General features: G+C 72.1%; 15 protein-coding genes, 1 tRNA gene and 1 pseudogene. 12 read left to right on the top strand and 5 right to left on the bottom strand.

Going from position 1 to position 19,673, the window contains the following annotated elements:
- The first annotated feature begins 477 nt into the window (after nt 1-477).
- The 4 genes and pseudogenes from ACFZBB_RS26180 to ACFZBB_RS26165 all read left to right on the top strand — a co-directional run bounded on the left by ACFZBB_RS26180 (nt 478) and on the right by ACFZBB_RS26165 (nt 4,881).
- Nucleotides 478-783, top strand: coding sequence for a hypothetical protein (locus tag ACFZBB_RS26180; protein ID WP_391126962.1), 306 nt, complete (start codon nt 478-480; stop codon nt 781-783).
- A gap of 148 nt (nt 784-931) precedes the next feature.
- Nucleotides 932-2,095 (top strand): PfkB family carbohydrate kinase, encoded by a 1,164-nt coding sequence (locus tag ACFZBB_RS26175; RefSeq protein WP_391126959.1) that lies wholly within the window; start codon nt 932-934, stop codon nt 2,093-2,095.
- Between the two features lie 90 nt (nt 2,096-2,185).
- A pseudogene (locus tag ACFZBB_RS26170) lies at nt 2,186-3,112 on the top strand (Zn-ribbon domain-containing OB-fold protein); the annotation flags it as partial.
- 575 nt (nt 3,113-3,687) lie between these two features.
- On the top strand, nt 3,688-4,881 hold the full coding sequence (locus ACFZBB_RS26165; protein WP_391126956.1) for a lipid-transfer protein: 1,194 nt from the start codon (nt 3,688-3,690) through the stop codon (nt 4,879-4,881).
- Between the two features lie 186 nt (nt 4,882-5,067).
- Here the strand turns inward: ACFZBB_RS26165 and ACFZBB_RS26160 are convergent, their stop codons facing one another.
- Nucleotides 5,068-5,367, bottom strand: a complete 300-nt coding sequence (locus tag ACFZBB_RS26160; protein ID WP_391126953.1) for a hypothetical protein — start codon at nt 5,365-5,367, stop codon at nt 5,068-5,070.
- 408 nt (nt 5,368-5,775) lie between these two features.
- On the opposite strand from ACFZBB_RS26160, the gene ACFZBB_RS26155 reads away from it, so the two are divergent.
- The 3 genes from ACFZBB_RS26155 (at nt 5,776) to ACFZBB_RS26145 (ending at nt 9,803) form a co-directional block, all read left to right on the top strand.
- A complete protein-coding gene (locus ACFZBB_RS26155; protein WP_391126951.1) occupies nt 5,776-6,927 on the top strand; it encodes a glycoside hydrolase domain-containing protein in 1,152 nt (383 codons plus the stop codon).
- A gap of 498 nt (nt 6,928-7,425) precedes the next feature.
- Nucleotides 7,426-7,950, top strand: coding sequence for a SigE family RNA polymerase sigma factor (locus ACFZBB_RS26150; RefSeq protein ID WP_391126948.1), 525 nt, complete (start codon nt 7,426-7,428; stop codon nt 7,948-7,950).
- 203 nt (nt 7,951-8,153) lie between these two features.
- Entirely contained in the window at nt 8,154-9,803 is a 1,650-nt protein-coding gene (locus ACFZBB_RS26145; protein WP_391126945.1) for a long-chain-fatty-acid--CoA ligase, read from the top strand.
- A 295-nt stretch (nt 9,804-10,098) separates the two neighbouring features.
- Here ACFZBB_RS26145 and ACFZBB_RS26140 read toward each other — a convergent pair whose 3' ends face one another.
- Both ACFZBB_RS26140 and ACFZBB_RS26135 read right to left on the bottom strand, forming a co-directional pair.
- Nucleotides 10,099-14,151, bottom strand: a complete 4,053-nt coding sequence (locus tag ACFZBB_RS26140; protein ID WP_391126942.1) for a PAS domain-containing protein — start codon at nt 14,149-14,151, stop codon at nt 10,099-10,101.
- A gap of 286 nt (nt 14,152-14,437) precedes the next feature.
- Nucleotides 14,438-15,019 (bottom strand): SSI family serine proteinase inhibitor, encoded by a 582-nt coding sequence (locus tag ACFZBB_RS26135; protein ID WP_391126939.1) that lies wholly within the window; start codon nt 15,017-15,019, stop codon nt 14,438-14,440.
- A 180-nt stretch (nt 15,020-15,199) separates the two neighbouring features.
- Between ACFZBB_RS26135 and ACFZBB_RS26130 the strand changes: the two genes are divergently transcribed.
- Nucleotides 15,200-15,293 (top strand) — tRNA-Ser (locus tag ACFZBB_RS26130).
- Nucleotides 15,294-15,350: 57 nt separating this feature from the next.
- Here ACFZBB_RS26130 and ACFZBB_RS26125 read toward each other — a convergent pair.
- Nucleotides 15,351-16,865 carry a tyrosine-type recombinase/integrase gene (locus ACFZBB_RS26125; protein ID WP_391126936.1) on the bottom strand — a complete coding sequence of 505 codons (1,515 nt, stop codon included), beginning with the start codon at nt 16,863-16,865 and terminating at the stop codon, nt 15,351-15,353.
- Nucleotides 16,862-17,536, bottom strand: a complete 675-nt coding sequence (locus ACFZBB_RS26120) for a helix-turn-helix domain-containing protein (RefSeq protein WP_391126933.1) — start codon at nt 17,534-17,536, stop codon at nt 16,862-16,864. The genes ACFZBB_RS26125 and ACFZBB_RS26120 overlap by 4 nt, the downstream gene beginning before the upstream one ends.
- 144 nt (nt 17,537-17,680) lie before the next feature.
- Between ACFZBB_RS26120 and ACFZBB_RS26115 the strand changes: the two genes are divergently transcribed.
- The 4 genes from ACFZBB_RS26115 (at nt 17,681) to ACFZBB_RS26100 (ending at nt 19,566) form a co-directional block, all read left to right on the top strand.
- Nucleotides 17,681-17,968: a helix-turn-helix domain-containing protein gene (locus ACFZBB_RS26115; RefSeq protein WP_391126930.1), complete on the top strand. Its 288-nt coding sequence runs from the start codon at nt 17,681-17,683 to the stop codon at nt 17,966-17,968.
- Entirely contained in the window at nt 17,968-18,318 is a 351-nt protein-coding gene (locus tag ACFZBB_RS26110; protein WP_391126927.1) for a DNA-binding protein, read from the top strand. The genes ACFZBB_RS26115 and ACFZBB_RS26110 overlap by 1 nt, the downstream gene beginning before the upstream one ends.
- Before the next feature lie 241 nt (nt 18,319-18,559).
- On the top strand, nt 18,560-19,075 hold the full coding sequence (locus ACFZBB_RS26105; protein WP_391126924.1) for a hypothetical protein: 516 nt from the start codon (nt 18,560-18,562) through the stop codon (nt 19,073-19,075).
- Nucleotides 19,072-19,566: a hypothetical protein gene (locus tag ACFZBB_RS26100; protein ID WP_391126921.1), complete on the top strand. Its 495-nt coding sequence runs from the start codon at nt 19,072-19,074 to the stop codon at nt 19,564-19,566. Before ACFZBB_RS26105 ends, ACFZBB_RS26100 begins: the two co-directional genes overlap by 4 nt.
- Nucleotides 19,567-19,673 lie beyond the last annotated feature (107 nt).

The following is a 19,673-nucleotide window of genomic DNA, read 5'->3' as shown; positions in this document are numbered from 1 at the left end:
AACCCGGGGGCGTGAGTGTTGGCCGGGTTGTTAAAAAACCCCCGCCCGCCGCGGGCGGCCACCAAACCCCGGGGGGGGGGGGTCCCTCTAATCCCCCCCCCCCCGGCCCCACCTTTTGCGCGTCCCGTCGCGCCCCCTGTGGCGCTGATTCCCGGTGGTGATCGGAAAATGGCTGAAAAGGGGCAGGAACGTTTTGGCGCTTGGGGGGACTGGGGGGTGGAGGGGGGAGGGGAGTGAGGGTGGGGGAAAGGTGGGGGATGGGGGGTTTGTCGACAGATCGTCACGCTTGCGGGGGAAAAGAGGGGGAGGGGCGGGTTCGGGAGGGGTGGGGTGGGCAACTCTGGTCTCGGCGACGTCGCTCGAAGAAGCAAGACGGCACCGCGGTCGGCCAACCGCGGTGCTCCGGATCGGACCGGGCTTCCACAAGTCCGGACAGTTCAACTAGTCCCGCAACATGTCCCCCTTGGAGGGAACACCATGGCAAGCATCCGTACCGTCCGTGCCCTGGCCGTCGTTGCCGCACTGCCGTTGGCGGCCGTGCTGTTCGCCGGCACGGCCTCGGCAGACGACGGCGCGTTCGCGGGTGGCCACTCGAATGCGACGGTGGTGAGCAACTCCGGCGGCAACGTGGGGGGTGGCAACTTCGGCAATGTGACGACGACGCAGCAGGCGGCCACCGGGGCCGGGGCGTCGAACCAGAACAACACGGCGAGCGTGGCCGGTTCCGGCTTCACCGCCATCCACCAGGACAACGTCAGCATCCACTTCTCGCAGCTCTGGTGACCCGCGCCGCGGGTTCGGCGGCGGCGTGAGGGGGCGCCCCGCCACTCGTGACCGGTGACGCGTACGCGCGGCGGCACGCCATGTGCCGCCGCGCGCACGCGTTCCACGGCAGGATGATCGAAGCGGGGAACGGCAAGGACGGTGAACGGTGGGCAGGAGCACGGCGGACGGCGTGACGCTGCTGGTGGTGGGGTCGGCCAACGCGGACCTGGTGGTCAGGGTCGACCGCCATCCCGCGCCCGGCGAGACGGTGCTCGGTACGTCGGGCGTGGCCGTGCACGCGGGCGGCAAGGGGGCCAACCAGGCCGTCGCCGCAGGCCGGTTGGGTGCGCGGGTGGGTTTCTGCGGGCGGGTCGGGGCGGACGCGTACGGGGAACGGCTCACTGCCGAACTACGGTCCGCCGCCGTGGACACGACCGCGCTCGGCACCGAGAAGACGGTGCCCACCGGCATCGCGCTCATCACGGTCGCGGCCGACGGCGAGAACGCGATCGTGGTCGTACCGGGCGCCAACACCGCGCTCACGGCGGCCGAAGTGACCGCCGCAGTCGGGCCAGCCGTGCGCGTGGTGTCCGCGCAGTGCGAGGTCCCGATGGACGCGGTACGGGCCGCCGCCCGCGCGGCCGAGCGGCACGGCGCCCGCCTGGTGCTCAACCCCTCACCGCCCGAAGCCGTCAGGGACGACCCCGATTCGGGTCAACTCCTCGCCTGCGCAGACCCGTTGGTGGTCAACGAGCACGAGATGCGCGTCCTGCTCGGCGCTGCCTCCGCCGCGGAGGCCGACCCGCGTGACCTGCTCCGGCTTGGTGTCCGGTCCGCCGTCGTGACCTTGGGCGGCGCGGGCGTGACCGTCGTCGAGCGCGAGGACGTAAGCGGCGGCGTACGCGAAGACGTAAGGGGGGACGTACCTGCGGGCGTACGCGAGGACGTACGCGCGGACGCGGAGCCACCTCGGGGGCGTACGACGCGACTGCCCGCCGTCCCGGTCGAGGTGGTCGACACGACCGGTGCGGGTGACGCCTTCACCGGGGCGCTGGCCTGGCGGCTGGCGGAGGGGGACGGGCTGGTCGAGGCGGCGGGCTGGGCGGTACGCGTCGGGGCGGCGGCGGTCGGCGAATCCGGTGCCCAGCTTTCGTCCACAGCCTGTGGAAAACTTCTGGCCGAGAGCGAGGGAGATCGCGGGCCGGACGGGAAACCCGCACAGGAGTCCGCCCCCGCCGCTGTCCCCGATCCCGCCCCCGCGTCCGGGCCCGCCCCCGGGCCCGCCCCCGGGCCCGCCCCCGCTCCCGGCGCGGAAGAGCCCCCGGCCTGAACCCGTCACCCCCGCACGCCCATTGACAACAACCGCCCTCCCAACCGAATCTGACGGACAGTCAGATTGTCGAGGGAGGGTGGCGCCGCCATGGGTAGATCGGACGGAACGGCAGAAAACGACCCGCTCCACGCCGAGTTGCGCCGCTACGAAGGCACCCCGGCCGCCACGGGCGGCATCGGCAAGGACCCCGTCAACGCCCCGATGATCCGCCACTGGTGCGAAGTCCTCGGCCACCCCGTACCCCCCGACGGCGCCGCGCCCGCCACCATGCTCCAGGTGTGGACGATGGGCGGGCTGTCCGGTCACGAAGGACGCACTCCCGGCTACGACGACCTGCTCGGACGGCTGGACGAGGCCGGTTACGCGGCCGTCGTCGCGACCGACTGCGAGCAGGAGTACATGACGCCGCTGCGGCCGGGCCAGCTCGTCACCTTCGACGCGGTCGTCGAATCCGTCTCGCCGCGCAAGTCCACCAAGCTCGGGGCCGGTTACTTCGTCACCACCCGCACCGAGATCCGCGCCGACGGCGTACTCGCGGGCACCCACCGCTTCCGCATCCTCAAGTACGCACCCGCACGGGCCACTTCGGCTCGGGACCCGGCTCCCGCCCCCGCGCGTACGAAGTCCGCGACCCGCCCCCGCCCGGTCGTCAACCGTGACAACGTCCGCTACTGGCAAGCCATCCGCGAGGACCGCCGACTCCTCATCCAGCGCTGCACCGCCTGCGGCACCCTGCGTCTGCCGTGGCTCCCCGGCTGCAACGCCTGCGGCTCCCCCGACTGGGACACCGTCCCCGCCTCCGGCACCGGCACCGTCTTCTCGTACGTGGTGATGCACCACCCGCCGTTCCCGGCCTTCGATCCGCCGTACGCGGTCGCGCTCGTCGAACTGGCCGAGGGCGTACGGCTGTTGGGGAACGTCATCGGCGTCCCGTACGACAAGGTCCGGATCGGCGCGCCCGTCGTGCTCGACTTCCTGGACGCGGACGACGACCTCACCGTGCCGGCCTTCCGCGCCGTCGACACGGAACCCGCCGATACGGGACCTGCCGATACGGGACCTGCCGATACGGAACCCCTCGATACGGAACCCCTCGATACGGAACCCCTCGATACGGAACCTGCCGACACGGGGCCCCTCGACACGGAACCCGCCAGTTCGGTCACCACCCCTGAAGCGGAGGCCTCCCGCATGACCGCCGTCGGTGACACCCTGCCGCCCCGCCGTATCGACGTCACCCGCACCCTCGTCGTCGCCGGGGCGCTGGCCACGCGCGACTTCCAGGACGTGCACCACGACCCCGAACTCGCCCGCGCCAAAGGCTCACCCGACATCTTCATGAACATCCTCACCACCAACGGCCTGGTCGGCGGCTACGTGGCCGCGCACTTCGGCCCGGACACGGTGACGACGGCGGTACGCATCCGGCTCGGCGCGCCGAACTACCCCGGAGACACGATGGAGTTGACGGGTACGGTCACGGCGCTCGCGGACCGGACGGCGACCGTCGAGGTGGTGGGCGTGAACGCGCTCGGCCGGCACGTCACCGGCACGATCACCGTGGAGATCCCCCAACTCCCGGAGGGGTCATGAGCGTTCGGCGGCGGGACGCGCTCGGCGGGCGGGCGGCCGTCGTCGGAATCGGGGCGACGGAGTTCTCGAAGGACTCCGGGCGCAGCGAGTTGAAGCTGGCCGTCGAGGCGGTGCGGGCGGCGCTGGACGACGCGGGGCTGACGCCCGGGGACGTCGACGGCATGGTGACGTTCACGATGGACACCAGCCCCGAGATCACGGTGGCGCAGGCGGCCGGAATCGGCGAGCTGTCCTTCTTCTCACGCGTGCACTACGGCGGCGGCGCGGCGTGCGCGACGGTGCAGCAGGCCGCGATGGCGGTGGCGACCGGGATCGCGGAGGTGGTGGTCTGCTACCGGGCCTTCAACGAACGCTCCGGCCGCCGCTTCGGCTCGGGCGTCCTCGGGCGCGAGCCGTCGGCGGAAGGGGCGGCGCTCGGCGTCAACCTGCCCCCCGGTCTGCTCACCCCCGCCTCGTGGGTGGCAATGTCGGCAAACCGATATTTGTCCGTCTACGGACTGGAACCGTCGGTTTTCGGCCATGTCGCGGTCGCCGACCGCAGGCACGCGGCGAACAACCCGGCCGCGTACTTCCACGGCCGCCCGATCACCCTCGCCGACCACGCCGCCTCGCGCTGGATCGTCGAGCCGCTGCGGCTGCTCGACTGCTGCCAGGAGACCGACGGCGGCCAGGCGATCGTCGTCACCTCCGCGGAACGCGCCCGCGACCTGCGGCACGCGCCCGCCGTCGTCACGGCCGCCGCGCAGGGCGCGGGGCGCGCGCAGGAGCAGATGACCAGCTACTACCGGGACGCCGACGACCTCGCCCGGCTGCCCGAAATGGGCGTGGTGGCACGGCAGTTGTGGCGTACGAGCGGCCTCGGTCCGGCCGCCGTCGACGTGGCGGTGCTCTACGACCACTTCACGCCGTTCGTGCTCATGCAGTTGGAGGAGTTCGGCTTCTGCGGTCCCGGCGAGGCGGCGGACTTCGCCGCGGACGGCGGCCTGGAGATCGACGGCCGCCTTCCGGTCAACACCCACGGCGGCCAGCTCGGCGAAGCGTATCTGCACGGCATGAACGGCATCGCGGAAGCCGTCCGCCAGGTGCGCGGCAGCAGCGTCAACCAGGTCGCCTCCGTCGGCCACACCCTCGTCACGGCCGGCACCGGTGTCCCCACCTCGGGCCTGATCCTGTCGGCGGACGGGGCCTGAGGCGGGCACGGGTCACGGGGCACGGGGCCTGAGGCGGGCACGGGTCACGGGGCCTGAGGCGGGCACGGGGTCCGGGGTTCCGAAGGTCCGAAGGGTCCGGGGGCCCGGTGGGATCGGGGTTCCGGACCCCCGGAGGGCAGGGCGGCGGCCGACCGGCTCAGGCCGTCGCCAGCCGCCGGAATCGTGTCAGGCCGTCGGAATCGCGCGCGTCGGGCAGTAGTCGGGATTCGGGGCGTTGAACCAGGCGTCGCCGCTGAACGCGTTGTACCGACAGGACAGCTCGGCGTGCGGGCTGTAGCTGCACACCAGCCAGCCCTGCCCGTACGTCCACCCGTACAGACCGTGCGCGCCGTCGTTGAGGAAGTAGGGGCACATGTACGGGGTGGGCGGGGTCGACGCCTGAGCGGACGGGGCGGTGCCTGCGACAAGCCCTGCGGCGGCCAGCGCCACGGCGGCGCCCGCGGCGGCGATACGAGCACGGAGCACGAGAGGGTCCTCCCTACTGGGCCACGCGGTCGACGCCGAAGCGGCCCCGCCCGCGTGGGTGCAAATAGCGACGAGGTGACCGTAGCAATCCGACGCCATCATGCAAATAACCCACCTACTACGGTAATTTGCGTATCGGACGCGCGTGTCGTCGGCGTATCCGAGTGCCGGGAAGCGCGCACACGCAGCCGAGCGCGGTAGCGGATCAGCAGGTCCGGGGCAGGCCCGGGGCGGGTCAGGGACGGGTCCGGGATGGGTCCGGGCCGCGCCCGACCTCGGGCCCGGCGCCAGGCTCGGCGGAACCACGGCGTCGGCAGTGCCCGCCGCCCGAGCGGTTCGGGGCCCGTACGGCCCGACCCGGCGGCGTGTCTCCGCCAGTGCGGGCCGCCCGCCACGTTGACTCGGCGAATGACCGAAACAAGTAGGTTTATCCGTTACGCGCACCGCGTGCGCCGTACGCGCCGCACTCGTTACGTCCTCGCCGCCGCGCTGACGCTGACCGGTCTGCTGTTTCCCGCGGTGTCGGCCGTCGCCGACAGCGACGTCCCGGTGGCGAGCGCGGGCCCCGCGAGCGCGGGGGCAGCGGCGGTCGACGGGCACATCGACCCCGTCGACAACAGGACGGACCCCGCCGGCTGGATCGCGGACGCCGAAGCCCAGGCCGCGGACGCCGAAGCCCAGGCCCAGGCGTCGGACGACGGCCAAGCCTCCGACGACGGCCAGGTTCCGGACGGCGCCCAGGCTCCCGACGGCGCCCAGGCCCCCGACGAGACCGGATTCCCCGGCACCGACGACGCGTCCGACGACGCCGCCACCTTCCCCGAGGACGCCGCCGTCGCCCCGCGCGTCTTCAAGGGCCGCGGCTTCGACACCTGCCAGGCCCCCGACCTCGCCACGATGCGCGCCTGGCGCGCCTCCTCCCCGTACCGGGCCGTCGGCATCTACTTCGGCGGCCGGGCCCGCGCCTGCAAGACGCAGCGCAATCTGACGAACAACTGGGTACAGCAGACCACCGCGGCGGGCTGGAGCCTGCTGCCGATCTACGTCGGTTCGCAGAGCCCCTGCGTGAGAGGGTCTAACAAGAACCCGTTCCGCATCGACCCCCAGCGGGCGACGGCCCAGGGCACGAGCGAGGGCGCGGACGCGGCGAAGGCCGCGGGCGCGCTCGGCATGAAGCGCGGCAGCGCGCTGTACCTCGACATGGAGGCGTACGACCTCAGGAAGGCGAGCTGCGCGAACGCGACGCTGTCCTTCGTACGCGCCTGGGACCGCCGGGTGCGGGCGCGCGGCTATGTGCCCGGCTTCTACAGCAGCGCCGACTCCGGCATCGCGCACATGGAGAAGGCCCGCCGGGCGGGTACGTCCGACCTCCCGGGCGCCATTTGGTACGCCCGCTGGGGCGTCGCCCCCACCCTCACCGCCGAACCGGTCCTGCGCCCCTCCGCCTGGGCCTCGCACAGCCGCATCCACCAGTACACGGGCTCCGTCACCGAGACGCACGGCGGTCACAAGCTGTCGATCGACCGCGACCTGATCGACGCGCCCGTCGCCAAGCTCTGAGCGCCCAGTCGTGAGCGCCCACTGCTGAGCGCCCACTCCTGAGCACCGGTCCGAGGCCGGCCCGAGCTTCCAGGACGCTCGGGCCGCGCTGATGTACGACCACGGGCTGACGCCGAGGTCGTACGGGGCTGACCCGGGGATGACACCGGGACCGCCACAGGGCGGATGTCAGGGCCGACCCCGGCGCGGCCCGTGGCGGCGACGGCCCGCACGCGTACGGCGACGGCCCCCCGCGTACGGCGGCAGCCCGCACACGTAAAGCGGCGGTCCGCCCCGTACGGCCACCGGGGCAGCGCCCGTACGGCGGGCACGGGCCGCTCAGGGACCGTGTCCGCCCCCCCGGACCCCGCTCTTCTCCGGAGGAACCCCTGCGGGACCCCGACCCCCGACTCCCCCCTCGGGGGGTGGGGACAACCCCCGTCCTACGACCTGAGAGTGATCCCGCTTCGGCACCTGCGGCCGATCCGCCACGGGTGTGTCGGCTCCTAACGTGAAGCCATGACCACGCCTGTGTGCACCAGCGCCAATACGACGCAGTTCACGGCCTACGTCCGGACCAAGGGCCCGACGCTGCTGCGCACCGCGCGCTCCCTGACCCCCAACCCTTCCGACGCCGAGGACCTGCTCCAGACCGCCCTGACCAAGACCTATCTCGCCTGGGACCGGATCGACGACCACCGGGCGGTCGACGGTTACGTCCGCCGTACGCTCGTCAACACGCGCACCTCGCAGTGGCGCAAGCGCAAGGTCGACGAGTTCAGCACCGACGAGGTGCCGGAGCCCGCCGCGACCGGCGCCCCCGACATCACCGAGCAGCAGGCCCAGCGGGACGCGCTGCTGCGCGCGGTCGGACGGCTGCCGCCGCGCCAGCGGGCCATGGTCGTCCTGCGGTACTACGAGGACATGAGCGAGGTGCAGACGGCGGAGGCGCTGGGCGTCTCGGTCGGCACGGTGAAGAGCGCGGTCTCCCGCGCCCTCGGCAAGCTGCGCGACGATCCGGAGCTGGAGCTGTGCGTCGCGTAGGGCCTGTCCGGGCCCTAGGGCGGCCGCCGCACACATCCCCACGACACGTGCCACGCCATCCGGCGGGCCGCGCCCCGGTCCCCGCGACCGCCGCCCCGCCCGGAACGAACCGGCGGCAATACCGCGCGGGGTAGTGACGTACCGATCGGTATGCACGCAGAATCGCGAGGACATTACCCTCGCGTAGCCGCCGGAGGCCCCCTGTGCTGAGCACGATGCAGGACGTACCGCTGACCGTCACCCGCATCCTGGTCCATGGGACGCTGGTCCACGGAAAATCGCAGGTCACGACCTGGACCGGGGAGGGTGAGCCGCAGCGCCGCTCCTTCCGCGAGGTCGGTCTGCGCGCCGTCCGGCTCGCCAACGCGCTGCGTGACGGGCTCGGGGTCGCCGAGGGCGACCGGGTCGGGACCCTCATGTGGAACAACGCCGAGCACCTTGAGGCGTACTTCGCGATCCCCGCCATGGGCTCGATCCTGCACACCCTGAACCTCCGGCTGCCCGTCGAGCAGCTCACCTGGATCATCAACCACGCCGCCGACCGCGTGATCCTCGTCAACGGCTCGCTGCTCCCGCTGCTCGCGCCCCTGCTGCCGCAGCTCGACTCGGTCGAGCACGTCGTCGTGGTCGGCCCCGGCGACCGCTCGGTGCTGGACGGCGTACGTCCCTCCGTGCACGACTACGAGGAGCTGCTGGACGGGCGGCCGACCACGTACGCCTGGCCCGAGCTGGACGAACGCACCGCCGCGGCCATGTGCTACACCTCCGGCACCACCGGCGACCCCAAGGGCGTCGTCTTCTCGCACCGGTCGATCTACCTGCACTCGATGCAGGTCAACTCCACCGAGTCGATGGGGCTCAGCTCGCACGACACCTCGCTGCCCGTGGTGCCGATGTTCCACGTCAACGCGTGGGGGCTGCCGCACGCCGCCTTCATGTCCGGCATCAACCTGCTGATGCCGGACCGTTTCCTCCAGCCCGGCCCGCTGGCCGAGATGATCGAGAGCGAGCGGCCCACGCACGCCGCCGCCGTCCCCACCATCTGGCAGGGGCTGCTCGCCGAGCTGACCGCCAAGCCGCGCGACATCACCTCGCTCAAGCAGGTCACCATCGGCGGTTCGGCCTGCCCGCCCGCCCTGATGAAGGCGTTCGACGAGCAGCTCGGCGTGCGCCTGTGCCACGCGTGGGGCATGACGGAGACGTCGCCGCTCGGCACGGTCGCGCAGCCGCCCGCCGGGGTCACCCCCGAGGAGGAGTGGGCCTACCGGATCACCCAGGGCCGCTTCCCCGCCTCCGTCGAGGCCCGGCTGATCGGCCCGGACGGCTCCGTCCAGCCGTGGGACGGCGAGTCCGCCGGTGAGCTGGAGGTGCGCGGGCCCTGGATCGCCGCCGCGTACTACGGCGGCGTCGGCGAGGAACCGGCGCGGCCCGAGGACAAGTTCAGCCCCGACGGGTGGCTGCGCACCGGTGACGTCGGCGTCATCTCGGACGACGGTTTCCTCACCCTCACCGACCGGTCCAAGGACGTCATCAAGTCCGGCGGCGAGTGGATCTCCTCCGTCGACCTGGAGAACCACCTCATGGCCCACCCGGACGTCGCCGAGGCCGCCGTCGTCGCCGTCCCCGACGAGCGCTGGGGCGAGCGCCCGCTCGCCACCGTCGTCCTGCGCGAGGGCGCCACCGCCGACTACGCGGCCCTGCACGACTTCCTCGCCGGGCGCGTCGCGCGCTGGCAGATTCCCGAGCGCTGGGCGATCGTTCCGGCGGTGCCGAAGACGAGCGTCGGCAAATTCGACAAGAAGGTCATCCGCAAGGCGTTCGCCGAGGGCGAGTTGGACGTCACGCAGCTCTGAGGGTGTCCCGGCCGGGGGGTGTTGAGCCCCGGAGTGCGACCGCTTGGCGACGGGCGGCTCCTACGAAGTGACCGTCCTTCGTACGCCTGTCGCCCCGGCGGGCCGTGCCGCTTCGCCAACTTTCCCGGTTGCGCAATGATCAGGTAAAACGATCTGCTGGTGCGGCGGGAAGAGCCTGGTCGGCTCGGCGGACCTCAGCGAGGACGGCGCGCCCCTTGAAGGATCGGCTCGCCGCCCGGAGGAGAGAGCCGCGCTGGGGCCGCGCCCCCAAAGATGGGGGACCTCCCCGGAGGGGTCAGGCTCCGATTTTGGCGAGCAAGTCGACGATTCGGGACTGGACGTCGGGGCTGGTGGAGCGCTCGGCGAGGAAGAGGACGGTCTCGCCGGAGGCGAGGCGGGGGAGCTCGGCGGGGTCGATGTCGGCGGAGGTGTAGACGACCAGGGGGGTGGTGTTGAGGCGGGCGTTGCCGCGCAGCCAGTCGACGATGCCCTGGCGGCGGCGCCGGATGAGCATGAGGTCCATGACGACCAGGTTGGGATGCATCTGGGCGGCCTTGGACATGGCGTCGGACTCGGAGTCGGCGTGCGAGACCTGCATGCCGCGCCGTTCGAGAGTGGCGGCGAACGCCACGGCGATCGGCTCGTGGCTCTCGACGAGCAGAACCCGCGGGGGGTGCTGCTCGCTGTCGCGCGGGGCGAGCGCCTTGAGGAGTACGGCCGGGTCGGCGCCGTACGCGGCCTCGCGGGTGGCCTGTCCGAGACCGGCCGTGACCAGGACGGGCACGTCGGCCGCCGCGGCGGCCTGCCGTAGCGACTGGAGGGCCGTACGCGTGATGGGCCCGGTGAGCGGGTCCACGAAGAGCGCGGCGGGCGGCTCGGCGATCTGCGCGTCGACCTCCTCGCGGGAGCGCACGATCACCGGCCGGTAGCCGCGGTCGGTCAGGGCCTGGCGCGTGGAGGTGTCCGGCTCGGGCCACACCAGCAGGCGGCGCGGCTCGTCGAAGGACTCCTCCATGCGGTCGTCGGCGATGTCGGTGACGTCGACCGCGCCGTTGGGGCCGTCCAGCGGTTCGGGACCCTCGGCGGCGCCCTCCGCGGGCGCGCCTATGGCGTACGCCCGGCCGCCCGCCTCACGCGGCACCGGCGGCTGGGACGTCGGAACGGGATCGGCCGCCGGGATCGGCCGCAGCAGCGCCGTCTCGCGGTCGTCGTTGTCCGGCGCCGGGGCCTGGCCGGGGATCGCGGGCCGGCCCGCGCCGCGCTGCGGCTGGGGTTCGGGGCGGCGGATGGGGAGTTGACCGCTGTCCGGGTCGGCCTGCGGGTGCTGACGGGCCTGCGTCTCGCCGCCGGGACCGTGCTGTTGCTGCTGCTCGGGCTGACCGTTCTGCTCGGGCTGGCCGTTCTGGACGGGCTGGCCGTTCTGGACGGGCTGACCCGGTTGCACGGGCTGCGGCTGCTGCGGCGGGTTGAGCCTGCGGCGGCGGCCGGAACCGCTCGCCGTCACCTGCGCGGGCAGCCCCGACTGGGCCTGCACCGCCTGCGTCTGGGTCTGCGGATCGCCCGCCTGCTGCCCGAACGGCATGCCCTGCCCGAGCGTACGCACGCTTATGGCACGGCCGTGGCTGCTCTGCGACGGGTCCTGCTGCGGCGCCGGGCCGCCGCGCTGCGGGGACGGTCCCGCCGTGCCCGGTCCGGCCGCCGACTGGGCCGAAGCCTGCGGCGGCTGACCCTGGCCGGGCGACGGCGGCTGCGACGACGGCGCCTGCTGCTGGGACGGCAGCGAGGTCGACGGCTGCGGATTCTGCGGCGCCGCGGGCCACGCGGTCGGCTGCGGCTGCGGGGGCTGCTGCGACGGCGCGGGCCACGACTGCGGCGGTACGGGGCCTTCCGGCTCCTCGTCCGCCGCCTGACCGGCGCTCTGGCCGGGGCTCGGCCAGGTCTGCGGCTGCGGCTGCCGCGGCGGCTCGGGCGCGTGGCCCTGCTGCTGCGGTACGACGGCCGCGCCGCTGTCCGGCGCGGCGGTCTCGATGGCGCGGCGCGCGCGACGGCCGGTGCCCGCCTCGGGAGCGGAAAGCCCGCGCGGGTCCTGGCCGGGGCTCGGCTGAACAGGCGGCTGGACGGGCGGCAGGGCGTGCGGGACCTGGGCCTGCGGAATCTGCGGCTGCGGAATGTGGGCCTGGGGGAGCCGGCTCTGCGGAAGTCCCGCCTGGGCCTGCGGAAGCGCGGACTGCCCCTGCGGAAGTCCCGCCTGGGCCTGCGGAAGCGCGGACTGCCCCTGCGGAAGTCCCGCCTGGGCCTGCGGAAGCGCGGACTGCCCCTGCGGGAGGGCGGGTCGACCCGCCGCGCCCCCGCCTCGTTCCTGCTCCTGGTCGTCGGTCCTGGCCCGCCGCGCCCTGCGGCCGGTGGGCTGCGCCCCGTCGGCGGGCGCGATCTCGCGCCCCGCGCCGCCGTTGCCGCCCGCGCTCCCGCCGTCCGACTCGTCGCCCGGCCGACGCAGCGCGCGGCGCCGCCCGGTCGGGGCGGAGTCCTGGTCGGGCGCGGCCGGGATCGACCAGGGCGCGACCGCGGCCCCGCTGTCCTGCGGCGCCTGCCGTTGGTGCGGTGCCCGCCGTACGCCGCTCCCGGAGTCCGGCCCGGCGCCATTGCCCGCGCCCGGCGCCGCGTTCGACCCCTGCCCGGTGGTCCCGCGCATCGGCTCGGTCGGCAAGGGCATCACGGTGGTCTCTGACTCACGCGGCTGCTCCGACGCGTCGCCCGACCCCGACGCACCCGAGCCCGTACCCGTGCCCGTACCTGATTCCGTACCGCCGTCCGTACGGCCACCCGTGGCCGAATCCGTACCCGTACCCGTACCCGAGGAGTCGGAAGCGGCGGCCGAACCGTTCTTCTGACGGGCGCGGCCGACCGGGACCTCCAGGACGTACGCGCTGCCGCCGGGCACCTCGTGGGTCTGGAGCACGCCGCCGTGCCGTTCCACGATGCCGCGGGCGAGCGGGAGATGGACGGGGTCGCCGCCCGCGTGGGGGCCGCGGACGTCGATCCTTATGACGTCGCCCCGCTGGGCCGCCGCGACCACGATCGTCGAGTCACCGGCGTACGCGATGGCGTTGCCCGCCGAGTCGACGCCCGCGACATCGGCGACGAGGTGGGCGAGGGCCTGCGCCATCCGCTCGGCGTCCAGGGACGCCTCGACCGGCGGCGCGTGCACCGCGTACTGCGCACGCCCCGGCCCGATCAGCTCGACCGCGCCCTCCACGGCCGCGGCCACCACCTTGTCGAGCCCGACCGTCTCGCGCCGCAGCTTGTCCTCGCCGCGGTCGAGCCGCTGGAAGGCCAGCACGTTGTCGATGAGCGTGGTGATGCGGGAGTAGCCGGCGGACAGGTGGTGCAGGATCTGGTTGGCCTCGGGCCAGAGCTGCCCGGCCGGGTCGGCGGCCAGGCCCGTCAGCTCGCCGCGCAGTTCGGCCAGTGGCCCACGCAGCGAGGTGTCCAGCAGCGCGCCGAGTTGCAGTGCGCGGGCGGCGAGCGCGTCGTACGCCGTACGGTCGGTGAACGTCATCACCGCGCCGACGAGCTGGTCGCCGTCCCGTACCGGCGCCGTCGTCAGGTCCACCGGCACCGCGCGGCCGTCCTTGCGCCACAGCACCTGGCCGCGGACGCGGTGCTTGCGCCCGGAGCGCAGCGTGTCGGCGAGCGGGGTCTCCTCGTACGGCAGCGGAGAACCGTCCCTGCGCGAGTGGTGCACCAGCGGGTGCAGCTCCTTGCCGCCCAGGTCGGTCGCCCGGTGGCCGAGGATCTGCGCGGCCGAGGGGTTGACGAGGACGACCTTGCCCGCGGTGTCCACGCCGACCACGCCCTCGGCCGCCGCGCGCAGGATCATCTCCGTCTGGCGCTGCTGGCGGGCCAGTTCGGCCTCGGTGTCGAGCGTGCCGGTGAGGTCGCGGACCACCAGCATCAGCAGCTCGTCGCCGGTGTAGTGGGGCGGCTGGGGCTCACCGAAGTCGGCGTACGGGGTGCGCGGGTCCTCCAGATTGGCGCTGGTGACCTCGACGGGGAACTCCGTGCCGTCGGTGCGCCGCGCCACCATCCGGGTCGGCTTCGTGCGGGTGTCCTCCGCGGCCTCGCGCGGGCTGCGCATCGAGCCGGGGATCCGCTTGGAGTCGAACGAGGGCAGCAGGTCGAGCAGGCCCCGCCCCACCAGCGCCGTACCCGGCGACTCGAACGTCTCGATCGCTATCGCGTTGGCGTTGACCACCGTGCCGTTGACGTCGACCAGCAGCAGCGCGTCGGGCAGGGCATCGAGTATCGAGGCGAGGCGAGCAGCGCCTCTGGATGGCCTGCTGCTCACGAGACGCGTCCTCCCTGTTACCGCACGTGCCGCACTGTCCTGCGCCGCCGTTTTCCCGCGCTGATGTCCGCTCTTGCTTGCGCTTTCGTTTCCGCTCTTGTGCTGCCAGCTCTCACGGGCGGGCGGCTTGTCACGGGCGGCCCATCTTGCCGCCACCCCCGGGACATGTCACTAGACCGATTGTACGGGTCGGGCCCCGTCGCGCGGCCCCGGATGTCCATGTGCCCCTTGGGGGCGGGGTGTTCGGGCGCCGTGTTCGGCCGGGGGCGCGCGGGTGTGGCGTACGTCACGAACGTACGGTCGTGTCCGTTCGCGTACCTCCGGCGCTCGCGTCGGCGCTGTTCACCGCGTCGCTCGCGGTATTCGCGCCGTTCAGGCCGTTCGCGCCGTTCGCGGCCGGGAGCGCGGGCACCATCCGCTGCCAGCGCGACACCTCGCAGCCGTTCGTCCTGCTGTACTCCTCGTCGACCGTCCGGCCCCGCCACACGCCCGTCACGTGGGCCGTCTGCGGTCCCCCGTAGATCATCGAGCACATCTGCCCCGCGGGCACCGCACGTTCCGGTCCCCCGATCTCCACGAGATGCTCACACGCCGGGTCGGTCTCCTCCTTCGCCCCGGCGGGGCCGCAGTCGATGGTGTACGTCCGCGGCTGGGCGTCGGGCGCCGCCGCGTACGTCACGGTCAGGCGGCTCTCCATCAGCCGCTCGACGGGGGTGGGGCGCGGGACGCCGACCGCCGCGGCGCCGCCGGCGGCCACGAGGGGCGCGGCGAGGGGCGCGGCCAGGGTGAGGAACGCGAGGACGGTGCGGGTGCTCTTCGGGGTACGGTTCCGCGTCGTACGGGGTGCGGTGGCTCGGGGGTTTCGCATGCGCCCCTCCCTACCCGCGCGGGCCCGCCCGCCCCCGCAACCCACTCCTTCGTGGGCGCGTCTCCGCACTACCCCTTTGCCCTGCCCACCGGCGGCCTTGTACCGTAGTCTGCGATTGGTCGCGGCCCGCACGGCTGTGTCATCATCTGCACACGCGCCCGCTCACCCGGGCACGTACCAGGAGGCGTCGCCTAGTCCGGTCTATGGCGCCGCACTGCTAATGCGGTTTGGGCTTTACCGTCCATCGAGGGTTCAAATCCCTCCGCCTCCGCCACCTGACCAGGGAGTTCGTGCCAACAGGCACGGGCTCCCTGACTCGTCTCGGGGGTCTTCATTTGGCCCCAGATGGCACGGTGTTGGCACCAACGGCCGCAAGGCGGTTCTGGCGGGGGATGAAGGCGGCGATGCGCTTGGTGGCGTCGGTGGCCATCTCGTCGGCCACGACGGCGTACACGTCCTTGGTGAAGGAACTGGAGGCGTGGCCCAGGACGTCGGACACGAACTTGTCGTCCACTCCGGCGGCGATCAGCATGGTGGCCGCTCCGTGGCGTAGATCGTGGAAGCGGATGGGTGGCAGCGTCATCGTCAGTGCCACCTCGACGGCCGCCTCGGTCGTACGGTGCTTCCTGGCGGTCCGCTCGACTGACCAGCCGTCCTTGAGCACCCGCGCCCGGAGGTTGGCGTACCGCTCGATCAGGATGCGGAAGCGGCTCGACAGGTACTCGGCCTTCAGCGCCGTCCCGTCCTCGTAGCAGAACACTCGGCCGGCGTCCTTGTACGCCTCGCCCCATTGCATCCGCTCTTCGAGCTTCCGCTTGTGCCAGACCTTCAGCACTCGGACCGTCTCGTCATCGAGCGGGATCTGCCGGTAACCGGCCTCGGTCTTGGTGTCGTCCAGTTCGTCATCGGACTGCGACTGGAGGATGTGCAGCCGGCGCCGGGACAGGCTGAGATCCTGTTCGGCCGCGCCCACCAGTTCTCCGCGCCGCGGACCGTAGTAGGCATCGAGGTGGAACGCCGGGTACATCCTTTCGGCCGATGTCTCGGCGAAGTCGAGGAACGCGCCGCACTGGTCTGACGACCACACCATGACCTTCGCTGGGATGACCCCGGTCTTCTCCCATTGCTCGACCCGCTCGGCCGTCCACAGGAGCGGCTTGGCGCGGCCCTGCTTCCGCTTGCCGCCCTTGGTTCGCCACACCCCGTCTGCGGGGTTGTCCGGCCGGATCTTGGACAGCTTCACCGCGTCGACCAGGGCGCCGTGCAGGACCGCGTGCACACGGCGGATGCGGCTCTCGGAGATCGGGCGGGAGTGCAGCCGTTTCCCGTCCCGGGTCGCACGCGCTTCCTTCAGCCGGCGCAGCACCTCGGAGCGGTCGCCCTGCTCCTCGGGCCGGTTGAGCTTGCGCATGGCCGCGTACAGCTCGCGGAAGTGCTCGTCGGTCAGGTCTACGACCTTGATGTGCCCGAGGCCCGGCGCGCCGTACAGGTCGATCGTCTCGCGCTCGGCGTCCAGCGTGCTTTTCTTCAGGCCCTCGCCGGTCTCGGCCTCCGACGTCCGCCAGGTGTAACGCCGTTCGAGGTACTGACCGAACGTGGTCTTCCGCTCGTCGTGCGCCTTCGGGCTGGCGGCCGTGCCCAGCACCTTGCCGAGCGCGACCTTGCACTCCCGCTCGGTGTCGAACGGGCCGACACGCGGTTGCCGCCGCTTTCCGCCCGCAGACTTCGGCGCCTCGTACCGGGCGTACCAGGCACCGTGACCCTTCTTGGCCAGGTCCGGGCACTGCTTCCCGAGTAGCCGCTTCGACTTCGGGTCGCGGCATGAGCATGCGCGGTACGGCTTCACGCCTGGTCGCCTCCCGCATCGTCCGCCAGCGGCACCCCGGGGTGCACGGGAGGCAGTTGCTCGATGATCTCCTCAAGGTCGAGCTCAACCTGGGCGTGTCGACGCTGAGCCATACGGCCGCGAGCTGCGAGCGTCGCCCGGTCGGCATCAGGTTCGGGAAGTACCAGGTCTTCGACCACCTCGCCAAGGTTGCGAATAAGACGGACGGTCGGATGGCTGTCCGCGCGCCGTCGCCCCTCGGGTCGAGCAAGCTGTTGGTACTCATACTGCAACCGGTCGAACCTTTGCTCGCGCTCGTATGCCTCTGCTGCGACTGCGTGGTCAACGCCAGGACCAGCGAAGCTCGTGCCCTCTCCTCCGTCCCAGTCCAGGGCTGTCCGTTGCCCTTCGGCCCAACTCCACGCGATCCGTGCTGGGACGGCGTATCCCCTTGAGAGGTGAACCAACTCCTCTCCGATTGAGTCAGGCAGAAGCAGCGTGAGCGGGGAGACGTTCAGCGCAACAGCCAGCGCGACGAGGTCGTCGACATCGACGCGGCGGTCGCCCTTTTCGATCCTGGTGATGCCACTGGCGGGGATTGGGTGCTCGATCTCGTCATCCGCCAGCGCTGCGGCTAGGGCCGTAGTGGTGAGCCCGCGGGCCTTGCGGAGCCGCTTCAGGTTCTCGCTCACATAGCCGCTGATGGGGCCCCACGCCTCTGAGCGACGCTTCTTGGTCTCCGGATTTTCTGCCACAAGCGCAGCGTCTCATGCAGGTCTTGCACACGCAACGCCATCTACGTACAGTTGCGACTGTCGCAGAAAGATCTGTAAGACATGGAGATCAGTGTGAGCAGTCACGCCGAAAATAGTGCCAGTGGGGTCAGATGGGCGGTCGACGGCACAGACGCCGACCGTCAGAAGGTCGACGGCACAGACGCCGACCTTCTGACGCCCAAAGAGACCGCACCTATCGTGAAGCTCAGTGTCTCCACGCTGAAGGACAAGCGTTGGAAGGGCACCGGGCCGTCATTCATCAAGCTCACGCCTGGCCGTGGCGGTCGTATCCGCTATCGCCGTCGGGATGTTGAGCAGTGGCTTACCGAGCGTCAGGTGGCTGCCTGATGTCCGCCTGGACGCGGGAGGCGGTCGAAGCCCTCGGTCCGACCACGAACGTGCCCACCGTCGCTGCGATCTTCGGCGTCAACCCGGAAACGGTCTACGCCGCGATCCGCCGCAACGAGTGGACGGCGACACGGGTTCTCCACCTCGGCCGGACGATCAAGCTTCCGACGCTCGACGTCATCCGGCTGCTCTACGCGCCGGAAGCCGAGGTTTCCGCACCGGTTACCGCCGTGCCCGCACCGTGCCATCACGCCGAAAACATGCAGGTCACAGACAGTAAACCGCATAGCCAATGCGGTTGCAGCCCTGCCCACTCGGTGCCGTTCCAGCCGCTGCGTCGCGTCACCTGACGCAAGCGGCCCCCAGCAGGCGCTCCAACGCCTGGTGCCAGGGGCCGTCGCCTCATCCACATGCAGAAGCCCCGGGCACATCGCTCGCCAGCGACCCGGGGCCTGCACTACAGAAACGGACTCAGCGCATGAAGTCTCCCACGGGAACGGCGCCAGTCGCCACCTCCCCGCCGCCCGTCCCGCCGGTCGACCGGACCCCCACCGGCAAGGTCCCGCACCTTGTGCGCACGGCGGTGACCCGATGAGCGGGCTCGACGAGTTCGACCACATCGCCCTGTTCGCCAAGTACGCGACCGACGACGGCGGCTTCGAGGCCCTGTTCAACAAGTCCCTCGTCAAGCTCGGACGGACGCACCCCGAGGGCTTCAGCCCCCGGGCGCCCGGCAGGGAAGCATGGGACAGCCTGAACGAAGCACAGAAGGACCGTGCACTCGACTCACTGCTGTTCACGTACTTCTGCGACCACCGCCGCGAAGCAGACGAGTCCCTGCACCACGACGAGATCACCTCCGGCTCGTCATATCTCCGCCCGGGCGACCTCGACCAACTCGCGCACGCGGCGGTGTCCGCCCGCGGTGAAGTCCCCGTCGACTCCGCCTCCCTGTGGCGGGCCGTCAAAGAACTCCGGCTGCTCAGTCACCGGATCAGCCTGCTCCACATGCTGCGCACCACCGAGCCCATGACCGAGGAAGCCGTACAGGCCCTGTACGCGCAGCTCAAGGCCGACCTCGACGGCAACGACGAGGGGGGCCAGTGAGCGCCTACCGGGAGTACGTCGAGGCCGCCGAGCGCATCACCCGCGACTCGATCGCGGAGTTCTGCGCGGAGACCGGGCTCACCCACCTCGGCGACCAGGGGCAGGTCTACCTGCTCGGGCCCATCCGCGTGCGCGGCACCTTCGCCGACGTCACTGGGCGGCCCTGGGCTGACGGGAACCTCGTCGCCGAGTCCATGACCTCCGGGACCGGCCGCGACCGCGAGGAGTGCGACTACTGGGCCGAACGTGTCTGCGGCGGCATTGAAGGCCACGGGCTGTGGATCGCCAACCCGGAGCGCGGCCTGCACGACGCCACCGTCTGCCCCCTGGTCGTCATCTCCGCACAGCTCGACCTCCCCGCACCCCAGCCGTTCCCTGACGGGTGGGCCCGCTCCTGGGCTGACTTCCCGTCGGTGTCCGACGAACGGGAACTCGGCATGGTCGCCGCGGGATACCCCGGCACCGCCAAGTGGCGCCGCGGAGAGCACTGATGACCGGCCGCCGCCCCGCCGGGCCCTCGACCGCCGGGGCGGCGGCTACACCCCACCTGACTTCCGCGAGGGGCGGCCACGGCCGCCACGCCCTTCCCCTCGCCTCG

Origin of the sequence: Streptomyces sp. NPDC008139 (genome assembly GCF_042957025.1) — a bacterium.
In the GTDB taxonomy this organism is placed as follows: domain Bacteria; phylum Actinomycetota; class Actinomycetes; order Streptomycetales; family Streptomycetaceae; genus Actinacidiphila.
Note: the sequence above shows the minus strand (reverse complement) of the source record. Positions and strands in the feature narration are given on the sequence as shown.

Excerpts from the sequence above, each read along its gene's own strand:
- ACFZBB_RS26165 (WP_391126956.1), top strand. The coding sequence starts at position 3,688 with ATGAGCGTTCGGCGGCGGGACGCGCTCGGCGGGCGGGCGGCCGTCGTC.
- ACFZBB_RS26105 (WP_391126924.1), top strand. The coding sequence starts at position 18,560 with ATGAGCGGGCTCGACGAGTTCGACCACATCGCCCTGTTCGCCAAGTAC.
- ACFZBB_RS26135 (WP_391126939.1), bottom strand. The coding sequence starts at position 15,019 with ATGCGAAACCCCCGAGCCACCGCACCCCGTACGACGCGGAACCGTACC.
- ACFZBB_RS26155 (WP_391126951.1), top strand. The coding sequence starts at position 5,776 with ATGACCGAAACAAGTAGGTTTATCCGTTACGCGCACCGCGTGCGCCGT.
- ACFZBB_RS26115 (WP_391126930.1), top strand. The coding sequence starts at position 17,681 with ATGGAGATCAGTGTGAGCAGTCACGCCGAAAATAGTGCCAGTGGGGTC.
- ACFZBB_RS26150 (WP_391126948.1), top strand. The coding sequence starts at position 7,426 with ATGACCACGCCTGTGTGCACCAGCGCCAATACGACGCAGTTCACGGCC.
- ACFZBB_RS26110 (WP_391126927.1), top strand. The coding sequence starts at position 17,968 with ATGTCCGCCTGGACGCGGGAGGCGGTCGAAGCCCTCGGTCCGACCACG.
- ACFZBB_RS26180 (WP_391126962.1), top strand. The coding sequence starts at position 478 with ATGGCAAGCATCCGTACCGTCCGTGCCCTGGCCGTCGTTGCCGCACTG.